The following is a 12,601-nucleotide window of genomic DNA, read 5'->3' as shown; positions in this document are numbered from 1 at the left end:
AAGCCGGCAGGTTGGCGTTATTCGGTGACCTCAGCCTTAGACGCGTTCGAACAAGATGTCGAAATAGGCGCCACCAGATGCACGCTTCGCAAACCGGTCCTCGCGTCTCACCTGAAAGCCAAAAGCTTTCAGATAGGAGCGTATTTGATCAACGGTCGCACAATTCCGGTAGGACTCGAAGTCCGCCGCTTCAGCCTTGATGAATCTGAATTGCCGCAAGATGTCTTGCGCACCCCGCAGAACCAGCAACTCCGAGCCCTGGGTGTCCAACACAAGGGCATTGTATTGCCCGGGATCGACCTGCCACATTTCAAGAGCCGTTTTCAACGTCGAAGAACGAATCGTTATGTCGCGGACGAAGTGCACATCCGGCCAAATGTCCTTGTGATCATGCAAATCCAGAATGGACGATGACAGGCCATCATTGTTCGAGACATGGAAAGTATAGGGCTTGCCATCAGTATCGGCGATCAGCGCGTTGATTGCCCGCTGGTCAGGCAGCGAACGGATGTTTTGTCGAAGCTTTTCAAATTGCTCCGGGACAGGTTCTATCCACGCCACTTTGAGTTTGTGTCGGGCATAGAGGTCTCGTTCTTGGCCAGCATTTGCCCCGACATGAATCACGCCGGAACATAGTTCAAGATAGGAGTCGGGATCGCCGTAAAGGCGACGGGAAATGTAGCGGCGCAATCGGCCGGCAAAGCGTAGCGGCGCTGTGAGCATAATGAGTTCGCCCGTGCTTGTCGCCCTGAACAGCCCACCCGGCAATTTGACCTCCACATGAAGGGAGGTCAACCCGCTCTATGCTAAGCACGCCAGTGTTCCGTTGGAAACAATGGCGGCAAAGCGGCGACGCATTCGACGAAGTCCGCGATGATGCCCGGGAGATTCAAAGTCGATGAAAGATCAATTGAAGACGGAGGAAGGCCTTTTCCGAAAGCACCCGAACGTATCGCCGCGATAGAGCACGCATTATTGCAGCGCCCGAAGTTGAGAGTGCGATCCGCGAGCCGAGGTCGCGTACCACAAATGTGGCAGTGCGGAACTCGATCGCACAGGTCGCATTTTTGCTGCAAACTCCAATGGATGACGGGCTTGACGTTATGCGCCGGCATGGCGCAGCCTTGGTTGTCCGGCGGGTTGGGTGTCCGGAGGTGTTGATATGGAGAAGTCTGTCGCTGAGCATTACGGTGCGCAGTTCTTCGCGGAGCAGTCAGGCGGGTCGTTCGAATCTGCGTCGGTGATCGTCCCGCTGGTGCTTCGACTTTTCAAAGTCAATTCGGTCGTTGACGTCGGCTGCGGTGTCGGCGCCTGGCTGCACGAATTCGCTACGAACGGTGTGAGCGATTATCTCGGAATTGACGGCGACTATGTGCCTCGTGATCAGCTCAGAATTCCGTCGGAAAGGTTCAGATCCATGGACCTTCGATCCATCACCGATATCGGCCGCAAGTTCGATTTGGCGTGTTCGTTAGAGGTGGCCGAGCATTTGCCCGAGAGTAGCGCGAATGAGTTCGTTTCCGCGCTCGTGGCCGCTGCACCAATCGTACTGTTCTCTGCTGCAGTCAAAGGGCAAGGCGGTAGAAACCACCTGAACGAGCAGTGGCCATCCTACTGGGCAGAACGTTTCAGCGGACATGGTTACAGCGCCTTCGATTGCGTCCGACCGCAGATATATGACGACAGCCGAATTCGGCCCTGGTATCGACAGAACCTTCTCGTTTTTTGTCGCGGCGATTGTTGTCCCGAAGGTTATTCGTCGCTAACCAGCCCCTTCGATCTGGATCGCGTCTTGCCCGACTACTTTGAGTATAAGCTCCAGGAAGTCACCGAAGGCAAGAGTGCGGCGATAGCAGCAAGACATCTGCTCGGAAACCTTGGGGTCTTGGCAAGAGCAGCGAGACGTCGGTCTGGTCTCTAACGCCTCATTCCCCACTGCCGGTGGAAGATGCGGTTCGCTTGCCCTAAAGAGGGATGACACCGATGACGTCGCTTGGGCAAGAGCAGCCAACAGTAAGCGCCGCGAGAGCGCGTACTTGCTTCTCATCAATCGCGATGACGACCCGCCGACAGGCTATTCGTGTCGCGCGAAGTAGCGGAAGCCGTGCTGCTTGATCAGTTCGTCCCGCTTCGCGGATTCGAGATCCTCCTTCATCATCTCCCGAACTAGGCTCTCGAACGACGTTTTCGGCTCCCAGCCGAGCTTCTGTTTCGCCTTGGCAGGATCACCGAGAAGCGTCTCGACCTCGGTCGGTCGGAAGTACCTGGGATCGACCGATACAACGCACTTTCCAGTTTTGGCATCGTATCCCTTTTCATCGACCCCCGCGCCTTCCCAGCGAATTCGCATTCCAATCTCGCTGGCCGCGACGTTGACGAAGTCCCTCACCGAGTGTTGTTTGCCGGTAGCGATGACGAAATCCTCTGCCTTCTCCTGCTGCAACATCAACCACTGCATCTCAACATAATCGCGGGCATGTCCCCAGTCGCGGAGCGCGTCGAGATTACCGAGATATAAACGTTCCTGCAGGCCCAAATGGATCCGCGCCAGGGCGCGCGTGATTTTTCGGGTGACAAAGGTCTCGCCGCGGACGGGAGATTCGTGATTGAACAGGATGCCATTGCAGGCATACATGCCGTAGGCTTCACGATAGTTCACGGTGATCCAATACGCGTAGAGCTTGGCGACCGCGTAAGGGGAACGCGGGTAGAAGGGCGTCGTCTCCTTTTGCGGGATCTCCTGCACGAGACCATAGAGTTCGGACGTCGAGGCTTGGTAGAAACGCGTCTTCTTCTCCAGGCCAACGATCCGGATCGCCTCTAAAATCCGAAGCGCGCCCAAGGCGTCTGAATTTGCGGTGTATTCCGGTTCCTCAAACGAAACGGCAACATGGCTTTGGGCAGCGAGATTATAGATCTCATTAGGCTGCACCTGCCCGACGATCCGGATCAGGCTCGACGAGTCCGTGAGGTCGCCGTAGTGCAACCGGAACGGCGGGTCGGGCTCATGCGGGTCAAGGTAAAGGTGATCGATGCGGTCGGTATTGAAGAGCGAGGTCCGGCGCTTGATGCCATGGACCTCGTATCCCTTCTGTAGAAGAAGTTCGGCCAGATAGGCCCCGTCCTGTCCCGTAACACCGGTAATGAGTGCGCGTTTTTTGGTCATGCAAATCTCGTCGATATTGGCAGGTGTTCTTAGCCAATACCTTTGATCGGGGCTACCTGAAACAGAGTAAATTTTCGAGCGGATTGGCCGCTAATGTTAACGGAGCCGGACATTTTGAAGGCCAAAGTAGGCTCAGGCTAGTGCCGGCAAAGTGAGTGTACCGGGCGATCAAGCCGACGCAGCAGCGATGTGATCGGCTAAAGCTGAACCTGCTCTCTGCGCCTGATGACAGTGCTCACCGCAGGCGCGCTTCTCAATTTTGCTTGCCAAGAATTGAGCGCGAGGCGAGTCAGCATTATGCCCGACGAAGCTCCCGCAATCTTGGTCATTGCATCTACTAGGCGACCGTGCCCGTCGGGCGCAAGTAGTTGCAGAATCTCAAGGAGAATTGCGCTTCCATTCACGAGCAGGACTGGACGCACAGGGCGGTTCGGAAAAGCTAGCTTGAGGTCTTGTCATGAACGGGACCAAGCGTCACGAGCGTAAGTGGCCCCAGAGCCAGCCATCCTGCAATACGATAAAGTCGAGTCACCTTCCTCATAGCGGGGACGCCGCCGTCCAGCAACGCAAAGACCGGAATTTGGCTGGAATCTCCGAACCCGAATAGCTTGCACTTTGGGAAAAGGCGCCGACGCGACGTGGCCGCCCATTCTTTGGGCAAATGGACCAAAAGCGCTGGGCATTCGCGGAGATCGGCGCTTAGGACGCTGCACGTTAACCGCTGTTCGCGCGCTTGGATGCTTGACCTTTAAGATTTGCCTTGAGCTGCAGAAGGCTTCGATGGCCTTTGATTTCCTTGAGAAGCAGCAACTCCGAGCCGCGCGGCGTAGAGTAGGCCTTCGAAGAAGGTATCTGGTGCTTGCGCGTACACACCTCCTCCATGCTAATTGCGTGTTGGTCTAAGCCGTAGGTGGAAAGGCGATCCTCTATGTCGGATGAAGGATCGGATCGAGCCGCCAGCTCAGTGCATGTTGGATCGTGTGCTTCCTGCCTCTGACGGACCGCGATCGAACTGAAGCTATCCTTGAGCGCAAGCCGGAATGGAGAGCTCGCGCTTGGGACCTCGATCTGATCTTTCAGCGCGGCCGGGGCATCGGTCCAGCCGCGAAGCGCTGATTCCTGATCTCGCGAAGCAGCAGCATGCGTTTGGTTTGTGCGGCGTTGAGCAGGCCCTCGAACAGGACCAGGATGTCGCGCGCCTGCACGTAGACCTCCGTGTTGATGGCGTGCGCATCGAAGCCATAGGACGCCAGGCGCGCGTCGATCTCGGTCGCAGCGATGGGATCAATGCGCCAGCTCAACGCGTTTTGCAGCGTATAGTACTCGGCCTGATCTTCGAAGTCGGCAGCGATCCCGGCCATGTCGATGTGCCGGAGGGACGCTTCAATCGCCTTTTGGCGATAGGTCTCGAGCAACTTGTGCCGCAATACGCGGTAGCGTTGGATTTCCCAGGACAGTTCGGCGACGTCGATTGCGAGCAGCCACTCGATGGCGGATCGGGGCGCAAGGTCCGCGAAGATCGCCTGCCGCAGGGCCTGGTAATGTTCGAGGTGTTCCCCGGGCAGCAGCAGGGGCGGCGGCGCCAACGCCTCAAACTCGACCGGCAGCGCCGTTGCGGTCAGTTCGCGCGCCGTTTGGAAGGGCCCGTTCATCGGGATGCGGCCTCCGAACCAAGGTTTGCGGGACCGGGCGCGGTGCCGACCGCGGCGTCGGCCGGACCGTGGACGGGGCTCGCAGCCCACAAGTCCTGCGCGACCGGTAACGGCGCGATCTGCAGGTTGGTCCACCAAGCGCGCTCGTTGCCGTGCCGATGCAGCTCCTCGTGATGCGCGCGACACAACGGAACGGCGAACTCATCACTGACCTTGCGGCCGAGCGCTCTGGGTTGGGCGAACTTCAGATGATGGGCATCGCACGGCGTTTGCTGGCAGACGAGGCAGGGCTGCTGCCGGACAAACAACAGGTGCGCCTTGCTGCGCTTGCGGGCAGGCTCCTTGGGATGGGCAAGCCCGGTCTCAGGCAGCGCTGGCTGCAGCGCGGCCTCGGCGTCCGCAGCAGGGAGCGGCGCTGCTGCCGCGGGACCCGCGGCGTCCTCAAGCTTGGCCTGATAGGCGGCCTCGACGACCCGGGCGTCGCCTTCCAGCAGGGTGTTTTTCAGCGGCAGGCTGGCCTTGGCCCAGGCCAGCAGGTCTTCGCTGGCGGCTAGGGATGCGAGCTGGCGCAAGAGTTGCTCCCGGAGCTCGGCGGACTGCGGCGGCCCCAGCACCGGTGCGCGGTTTAGCATCCCCTTGGCGGGTTTGGGGTTCGCGCCCGCGGTTGCCTGCGGCTCTGCTGCCGGCGGGCTGGCCACCGCGTCCGGGGCGTCCAGATCATCCTCGCCGGCAATTCCGACCAGCGCGAACAGGGCGTAGCGCCGGGCGTAGGTAAGCGCCGCGCCCATCCGGTGCGGCGCCTCGACGTCCCTCGTGGCGCAGACCGGCCAGTCCGACGAGATCCACTCGCCGGAGGAATGGGCGAGCAGGGTGGTGAGATGGATGTGGCCGGTGGTGGCCTCGACCCGGGTGGTCTGGATGGTGGCGATCTCCTGCTGGCTGAGGGTCTTGCGCACGATGTCGAGGCCGCTCGCCAGCGAGGCGTAACGAAAGGTGCGGTCGTCATCGCGCAGGAACGGCGAGCGGATCATCCCGGTCAGGGTCTTTTCCGGGTTGGTCAGTTCGGCTTGCGCACGGGCCAAGGCGGCTGCGATCGCCCCGATATGCTCACTGGCCTGGTGCATGGACGCGCCCCGTCTCAACCGGATCAAAACTGATCGCGCCGGCTTTGGAGCGCTTGGCGCGAACGCCGTGGCCAAATGCCTCCTTGGCATCCTCGGGCAGCAGCTTCTTGAGCTCGGTCTTGGCCAGTTCGTGCTCGCCATGGGCCGCCCGGGTGCGCAGGTAACTCGCCGCGCACTCGGCCCATCGATTGGAGGCGGTCATGTCGACGACCTTGATCGCCGCGAGCCGCGGGCGCGGGGTCTCGATCCCGAACAGCAGCGGCGGCTCGCCGCTCTGCACGCAGCGCCAGAACTTCTTTTCCGCGGTCAGCAGCAGGTGCTGGTAGAGCGGATCGGCATGCACGGTGATCTCCACCCATTTGCCGCCGCCGGTGATGATCGAAAGCACCGCCGAGCGCGCCGCGACCACCCACATGTTGTGTTGCAGCTGCGCCATGTGCTTCTCGGCCGCTGCCTCCTCGGTAAAGGCCCAGGGCAGCATGAACTTGGCCTCGAACACCGCGCCGCTCTGCGCGACCATGCCGTCCAGCGTGGCCGCCATCCAGGAGTGGACGGGATGGCGCATCCGTTTCTGAATGTCGGTGATCGTTTGACCCGTGGCGGCCTGGTACCAGCTGCGGTTGAGCGCTTCGGTGGCGATGCCGAGCTGTACGACCAGGTTGCGGGACAAATCTTGGGGCGCGATCTCGCCGCGCTTTTCCCGCCACAGGCGCATGAGCTCGTCCTGATCGTCGCCCATGATGATGCGCACGTCCGAGCCGCCGATGAAGGCGCGCCGGTCGTGCGGGCTGAACCTGATGACGGAGTGGGGCGCCTCGGCGCCGTCGGTTGAAATCGGGATCACCGGGTCTCTCCTTGGTTTGGCACACGCGGCTTGCCGCCGCACCACCAAAAGCCCCGCACCGGGGAGGAGAGCGACCGGGGCCAACGGCCAAGGCCCGGTCGGATCAGTAACGCTCCTTTTGCGCGGGAATGCCAGTCCTTTCTGCAGCAAATTTGCTGTTCTTTCGCCCCGAAAAATCTTGATATCTCAATGCATTGGAGCGAGTTCTCCGGGTGTCGCAATCAGCAAAAGCCGAGGAGCTCGGACATGGCGTCAATTCGACAAATCGAAGCCAATCGCAGCAACGCCAAGCGCAGCACCGGCCCGAAAACGGCGGGTGGAAAGGCGAGGTCCAGCCAAAATGCGCTGCGCCATGGGTTGGCGCGGAGTGGCGATCCTGCCGTGACGGAGAATTTCGCCGTCGCAATTGCTTTGGGGCTCGGGCATCAGGTCACACCGGAGTCGGCGATGGTACTTGCACGGTCCAAGCTCGCGCTGCTGCGCCTCCGCACTTTGCGGCAGGAGAAGTTGACGGCGCTGTTGGGCGGGCCGCTTCCGGCAGACCTAAAATGTCTTAAAGGGCTTGAGCGCTACGAACGGGCCGCTTTGGTGCAACAGAGGCGGGCGCTTCGAGCGCTCAGCCTTAAAGGTTGACGCTGGTCACTTGGCTTCGTTCTGGAAATTGTCCGCACCACCCCCATGGCCGCGGCAGAGCTCCTAAAACCGCCCGCCAAAGCCTGATGGGGCTTAGCGCGTGGGCCGCTTGGGAGCAGAACCACGAGCTTTAGCCGACAGCAATTCCCGGAACAGCTTCACGGGATCAACGCCCAGCGCTCGGGCGATCGCGACAAATTCTACGACATCGATCCGTCGTTCGCCGCCCTCATATTTAGCAATGAACGATTGCGGCCGTCCGAGCTTCTTGGCCAAAGCATGCTGGCGGATGCCGGCCTTCTGTCGCGCTGCGACAAGAAGTTCGATCAGGCGGGCATGTTCCGCGGATCTCAGGGACTTTTGCATGACCGCCGGGCCAGAGAATCGGCGGCGGTCAACTTGATCCTGAACTTGGATTATCCCAAAACCGGATAATTTTGGTTGGCCGAGCTATCAGTGGTACAGCCACGGGGCACCTTATGAAGGTTTCAGCGACGACGGTTCGGTACATCAAGCTCGGCGCTGGCGGCCGGTGGGAGAACAGCCTGGACCGCGCTGAGCTGCACTTCGGCTATGGGTCGGTGACCCACGAACTTGCCCGTGAAGGCAACCGGGCGAAGATCATCACCCACCTGATTGCGCTTGGCCGGTCGCCGCAGGCCGCCGCGCGCGACGCGCAGGAGGTTGCCGACTTCTACGATTTGGACGAAGCGTGTCTTTGGATCACGTTCGCGCGCGATCATCTGTGGTGGACGTTTGCCGAGCCAGAGGTCACCTGGGTCAAACCTGATCCAGCGCGGGCAGGCGAGCGCTTCAGAAAAGCCATCGGCGGGTGGTGCAACACCGACGTCAATGGGACGCCGCTAAAAATAAACTCGCTCAGCACCAAGCTGACCAAGGTCGCAAGCTATCGGCGAACGATCTGCGCCGTCAAAGCGCACGACTATCTGCTACGGCGCATCAATGGCATCGAGGAGCCGATCGTCGCGAAGGCCAGCCAAATCCGGACCGCACTGATTGAGGTGACGATCGAGGCCCTGCGGCTGCTGCACTGGGCCGATTTCGAAACCCTCGTTGACATCATCTTTGCGCGCAGTGGCTGGAACCGGGTCTCCATGCTCGGTGGCACCAAAAAGCTGGTCGACCTCGAGCTGGAGCACCCGGTGATCAACGAGCGGGCCGCAGTCCAGGTTAAATCTGCCGCCAACCAAAAGACACTGGACGCCTATATCCGGCGGACGGACGCCGCCGAGCAGTTCGACCGGTTCTTCTTCATTTGCCATTCGCCGAAGGGGGCGCTGAGCGCCCCCGACGACCGGGCTGATATTCACGTCTGGACCGGTCGCGAGCTCGGTGCGACCATCATGCGGCTCGGGCTGCACGACTGGGTCATGGAGAGGCTAGCCTAGCGGCAACGCGCTTCATTAGAGCCAACTGAATTAGAGCCAACTGAACGTGTAATCGTAGCCATTGTCCTCATAGGCAAGCGCCTGGCTGATGCTGTCGACCTGATCGTCGTGACGGCCCTGCGGGAAGGTCAATAGCTCCATCTCGAGCTCGGCCAGGAACGGCGCATTCCTTGGAAACCACACCCGTCCGGCGGCAAATTTGCCCTGCTGGACGTATACGCGGCCGATCTTGTCGTGGTCGACCTTGATCGGATTGACGAAGCAATCGGCGTGATCGCCTAGCTCCTGGGCCAGCGCAATTCCGGTGGAGGCTTCTTCGATCAGGATTTCGTGGGGCTTGAAGCGCCTGGCGAGCTCGAGTGCGGTGTCGCGGAGGACGGGATACTCGAACCGACCACGAACAAGATCAAGCAGGTAGTAATTGCCGTCCGCGACCTGCCAGGTTGTACACACCGACCAGTCATTTTGCGCACCATTCTTGGCGGCCGTATCCCAACTCTGGATGATGCGGCAGCCCAGCACATCTCGTGGAGGAGCATCGTCGTAATATCGTAACCAATCCCGCTTGATCATGGCCCCACCGGCCGGAACCGGCGCCTGCTGGTACTGCGCCGCAAACACGTCGGGCCCGAGCGTCTGCTGCAGCTTACGCAACATCTCGATCGATTCATGGGCCGGATGCAGCGCGTCACCGGCCTTCCTGAGATGGAATTGGTTGGGACCGATCGGGACCGCGGCGTCGGTCTCGGCGATCGCGGGCAGGCTGAGCACCTCCCACTCATCGGATGAACTGGCCAGAAAACCGGATAGATCGTCCAGATGAACGCGCTGCATCACCAAGATCACCGCGCTGGTCTGCTTGTTGTCGAGCCGCGACATCAACGTATTCGTCACCCACTGGTTGATGCCGGTTCTGCGCGCCTCCGATTGCGCATCAACCGGCTTTTGCGGATCATCAATCAGGATCAGATCGCCGCCGAGCCCCGTCAGCGTCCCGGAAACCGATGTCGTTTTGCGCGAGCCACGTCGGGTCGTGATCAGCTCGGATTCGGTGCTGCGCGCGATGCGCATGTTCGGAAACGCGCGGCGGTACCACTCAGCATGCACGATGGAACGGAAGTCGCTGGCATGTTTGGCCGAGAGCTCATCGCCGTAGCTGATGGCAATGATGCGGCGGCTAGGTGCGAGCCCAAGCAGGAATGCCGAAAATGCCACCGAAACCGTGATCGATTTGAGGTAGCGCGGCGGCATGTTGATAATTAAACGCGTCAGCTCGCCGCGGCGCACACGCTCGAGCTGATAGGCAATTGCCTGAATATGCCAATTGGGCAGGAATTCAGCACCGGGGTTGAGGTGGAGAAAGCAGCGGTAGACAAAGCTGACGAAGTCAGCGCGCAGGATGGCGCTGAACAATGCAAAGTCGTGCGTGGTCATTCGGATTCTCCTTGCTTCTTGAATTGCGCGCAAAGCTGTGCGGCGTAAAATTCCAGAACCTTGCGATCGTCGATGTCGAGCAGCGGCGTTGCAGGCTGTTCGCTGGACTCGATCAACTGCTTGCGATTGAGGAGGAAGGCGGCCGATTTGTCCTTGCCCTTCAGCGCGTCTTCCGCAAATCTGGTCAGGATGCCTTCGAGCACGGTGATCTTGCGCAGTCTTCCATTTTCACGGATGTCGATTTTTCGGTTGAGAAGCTCGTTGATGATGGTCGCCTCGTTTTTGGATCCCTTTGGTCGGCCGTTCTTGTTACCGGATTGCCCCGGCTTGAACTGGTGCTCGCGGGGTGGACGGCGGTAACCAACACCGTCGCCATGATTTTCCCCCGCCGTGCCGCCGCGGTGCGGGCCTGATCGCTCGCGCCGGCTCATGTGCTGCTCTCCGGACTTGCGGCGGAACGCTCAGCAGTGACCTCATCGAACGTCTGTCCGGTGGCGGCAAGAATCGCATCGCGCCTGGTGACGTCCTGCCAACGGCGGATTGCGGCATCGACATATAATGGATCGATCTCCATTCCATAGGCCTTGCGGCCGACGCGCTCCGCCGCCAGCAGGCTGGTGCCCGACCCCAAGAATGGATCGAGCACAACGTCGCCGCGACGCGTGCAATCCTTGATGGCGTCCGCGACCAAGGCGACTGGTTTGACCGTGGGATGAAGTGTAAGGTCGGCAAGACGGCCTTGGCGGAATGTATTGACGCCGGTATACGTCCAGACGTTGGAGCGGTTGCGGCCGTGGCGGCCAAGCTCGACGTTGTTGAGATGCGGCGCATCGCCGTTCTTGTAGACGAAGATCAGCTCGTGCTGTGAGCGGTAGAAGCTGCCTTGGCCGGCATTGGTTTTGTTCCAGACCACCAGATTTTGCAGCGGACCGAAGACGGCGCGCCCCGCGGCATGCATTTCGCCAATGTGGCGCCAGTCGACGAACGCAAAGTGCAGTGAGCCGTCGTGCGAGAATTGGACGGCCAGGCGCATCCAGCGCGTGAGAAAATCGGTAAACTCGGGCGGCGACATTTCACCGGAGGCCACCGAAAATTCGCGGTGCTTGATCTTGCCGCGGCCGAGCGTCTTGGAAATTTGCACATTGTAAGGTGCGTCCGCGATCAGCATGCTGGCCCGATCGGATCCCATCAGCCTCGCCCAATCGCTCTGATCGCAGGCATCGCCACACAGCGCGCGATGCGCACCAAGCTGCCACAGCTCGCCCCTGCAGCTGATGGGCTGCTCGCCGATCGTGCAGGACGCGTCAGCTGAATCATGCTCTGAGTTGCCGAAATCGAGCATCAGCCCGTCGATTTCGGCCGGCGCAAACCCGGTGATGTCGAGGGTGAGATTGCAGTCCGGCAACAGCGATGCGAGGTCCCCGAGCTCTTCGGCGAGGAGCTTGCGATCCCAGCCTGCGTTCGCGGGAACCTTGTTGTCGGCGAGCGCCAGTGCGCGCTTCTCAGCCTCCTTCAGACCCCGCATGACTAGGACGGGGACCTCCTTTAATCCGAGATCCTTGGCTGCTTCCCAACGGGCGTGCCCGCATATGATCTGCTGATCCTCATCGACCAAAATGGGGTAGGTCCACCCAAACCTGATGATTGAGGTCGCGACCTGCTTGATTTGCTTTTTCGAATGAGTGCGGGCGTTACGCCTGTTAGGCCGTAATTTCTTCACGGCCTCCATAATCGTTCGATCGAGCGTCATGTTGCTGCTCCTTGTGGATGAAGGAGCAGTTCATATGCACCACAATGGCCGCCGCGAGTCGCGATTCGGTAGAGCGCAGCGACATTTTATAAAAGCTTAGGAAAATCCGTTAGTTAAGTTTTCTTGCGCCATTTCGCGTCTCTGAAGCCCGCATTGATGAGAGCCTTGCGAAGGGTCTCAATCGAGATCTTCTTCGGAAACGGCTCATAGCGAGGTTTTAGATCGCCAGGCTTGAAACGGCAGAATGATCGCTGTTCGCCCTGTTCATTGAGCTTTTTGAGGCCTTGATTTACCAGGTAAGAGGCCTGCTTAAGAGGGGGGATGAGCGAGGCTAGGTGCTGATATTCCTCGGGCGTCCGATTGTATCGATGCTCACCAAAGGCTTCAAAAAGCAGATCGAGAGCAAGCTCTTCGAGCGGCATTCTGTTTCGGTACATTGGCGCACTCCATGCTGCAAATGTCGCCCCCGTTTACGAACAGCGCCAAGCGGCGCGAATGGCACACAGATCGGCGGAGGCGATTGCACTTTCGGTAATAGAACGTCAGCTCAACGATATGGTCCGGTGCCAGACCGCATGACACCCGTAAG

The 12,601-nt window shown here is 60.0% G+C and carries 13 protein-coding genes; 3 read left to right on the top strand and 10 right to left on the bottom strand.

Annotation, left to right across the window (positions count from 1 at the left end):
* Positions 1 to 36: 36 nt before the first annotated feature.
* Positions 37 to 768 carry an FkbM family methyltransferase gene (locus tag XH85_RS36295; RefSeq protein ID WP_128935745.1) on the bottom strand — a complete coding sequence of 244 codons (732 nt, stop codon included), beginning with the start codon at positions 766 to 768 and terminating at the stop codon, positions 37 to 39.
* Between the two features lie 394 nt (positions 769 to 1,162).
* Here XH85_RS36295 and XH85_RS36290 point away from each other — a divergent pair, with 394 nt between their 5' ends.
* Positions 1,163 to 1,921: a class I SAM-dependent methyltransferase gene (locus tag XH85_RS36290; protein ID WP_128935744.1), complete on the top strand. Its 759-nt coding sequence runs from the start codon at positions 1,163 to 1,165 to the stop codon at positions 1,919 to 1,921.
* Positions 1,922 to 2,074: 153 nt separating this feature from the next.
* Here the strand turns inward: XH85_RS36290 and gmd are convergent, their stop codons facing one another.
* The 4 genes from gmd to XH85_RS36270 all read right to left on the bottom strand — a co-directional run bounded on the left by gmd (position 2,075) and on the right by XH85_RS36270 (position 6,786).
* On the bottom strand, positions 2,075 to 3,166 hold the full coding sequence (gene gmd / locus XH85_RS36285; protein WP_128935743.1) for a GDP-mannose 4,6-dehydratase: 1,092 nt from the start codon (positions 3,164 to 3,166) through the stop codon (positions 2,075 to 2,077).
* 1,076 nt (positions 3,167 to 4,242) lie between these two features.
* Entirely contained in the window at positions 4,243 to 4,818 is a 576-nt protein-coding gene (locus XH85_RS36280; protein WP_128935742.1) for a hypothetical protein, read from the bottom strand.
* On the bottom strand, positions 4,815 to 5,942 hold the full coding sequence (locus tag XH85_RS36275; RefSeq protein ID WP_128935741.1) for an ERF family protein: 1,128 nt from the start codon (positions 5,940 to 5,942) through the stop codon (positions 4,815 to 4,817). The genes XH85_RS36280 and XH85_RS36275 overlap by 4 nt, the downstream gene beginning before the upstream one ends.
* Positions 5,926 to 6,786: a YqaJ viral recombinase family protein gene (locus XH85_RS36270; RefSeq protein WP_128937550.1), complete on the bottom strand. Its 861-nt coding sequence runs from the start codon at positions 6,784 to 6,786 to the stop codon at positions 5,926 to 5,928. Before XH85_RS36270 ends, XH85_RS36275 begins: the two co-directional genes overlap by 17 nt.
* A 246-nt stretch (positions 6,787 to 7,032) precedes the next feature.
* On the opposite strand from XH85_RS36270, the gene XH85_RS36265 reads away from it, so the two are divergent.
* On the top strand, positions 7,033 to 7,419 hold the full coding sequence (locus XH85_RS36265; protein WP_128935740.1) for a hypothetical protein: 387 nt from the start codon (positions 7,033 to 7,035) through the stop codon (positions 7,417 to 7,419).
* 93 nt (positions 7,420 to 7,512) lie between these two features.
* On the opposite strand, the gene XH85_RS36260 is transcribed toward XH85_RS36265, so the two are convergent.
* On the bottom strand, positions 7,513 to 7,785 hold the full coding sequence (locus XH85_RS36260) for a helix-turn-helix domain-containing protein (protein ID WP_128935739.1): 273 nt from the start codon (positions 7,783 to 7,785) through the stop codon (positions 7,513 to 7,515).
* A gap of 113 nt (positions 7,786 to 7,898) precedes the next feature.
* On the opposite strand from XH85_RS36260, the gene XH85_RS36255 reads away from it, so the two are divergent.
* Positions 7,899 to 8,828: a hypothetical protein gene (locus tag XH85_RS36255; protein WP_128935738.1), complete on the top strand. Its 930-nt coding sequence runs from the start codon at positions 7,899 to 7,901 to the stop codon at positions 8,826 to 8,828.
* A gap of 30 nt (positions 8,829 to 8,858) precedes the next feature.
* Here the strand turns inward: XH85_RS36255 and terL are convergent, their stop codons facing one another.
* The 4 genes from terL to XH85_RS36235 all read right to left on the bottom strand — a co-directional run bounded on the left by terL (position 8,859) and on the right by XH85_RS36235 (position 12,449).
* Positions 8,859 to 10,262, bottom strand: coding sequence for a phage terminase large subunit (terL, locus tag XH85_RS36250; RefSeq protein ID WP_128935737.1), 1,404 nt, complete (start codon positions 10,260 to 10,262; stop codon positions 8,859 to 8,861).
* Positions 10,259 to 10,693 carry a DUF5681 domain-containing protein gene (locus XH85_RS36245; RefSeq protein WP_128935736.1) on the bottom strand — a complete coding sequence of 145 codons (435 nt, stop codon included), beginning with the start codon at positions 10,691 to 10,693 and terminating at the stop codon, positions 10,259 to 10,261. The genes terL and XH85_RS36245 overlap by 4 nt, the downstream gene beginning before the upstream one ends.
* Positions 10,690 to 11,991 (bottom strand): site-specific DNA-methyltransferase, encoded by a 1,302-nt coding sequence (locus tag XH85_RS36240; RefSeq protein WP_338025675.1) that lies wholly within the window; start codon positions 11,989 to 11,991, stop codon positions 10,690 to 10,692. The genes XH85_RS36245 and XH85_RS36240 overlap by 4 nt, the downstream gene beginning before the upstream one ends.
* 134 nt (positions 11,992 to 12,125) lie before the next feature.
* Positions 12,126 to 12,449 (bottom strand): hypothetical protein, encoded by a 324-nt coding sequence (locus XH85_RS36235; protein WP_128935734.1) that lies wholly within the window; start codon positions 12,447 to 12,449, stop codon positions 12,126 to 12,128.
* Positions 12,450 to 12,601 lie beyond the last annotated feature (152 nt).

It is taken from the genome of Bradyrhizobium zhanjiangense, assembly GCF_004114935.1.
GTDB lineage: Bacteria > Pseudomonadota > Alphaproteobacteria > Rhizobiales > Xanthobacteraceae > Bradyrhizobium > Bradyrhizobium zhanjiangense.
This window is presented reverse-complemented; position numbering and strand designations above follow the sequence as displayed.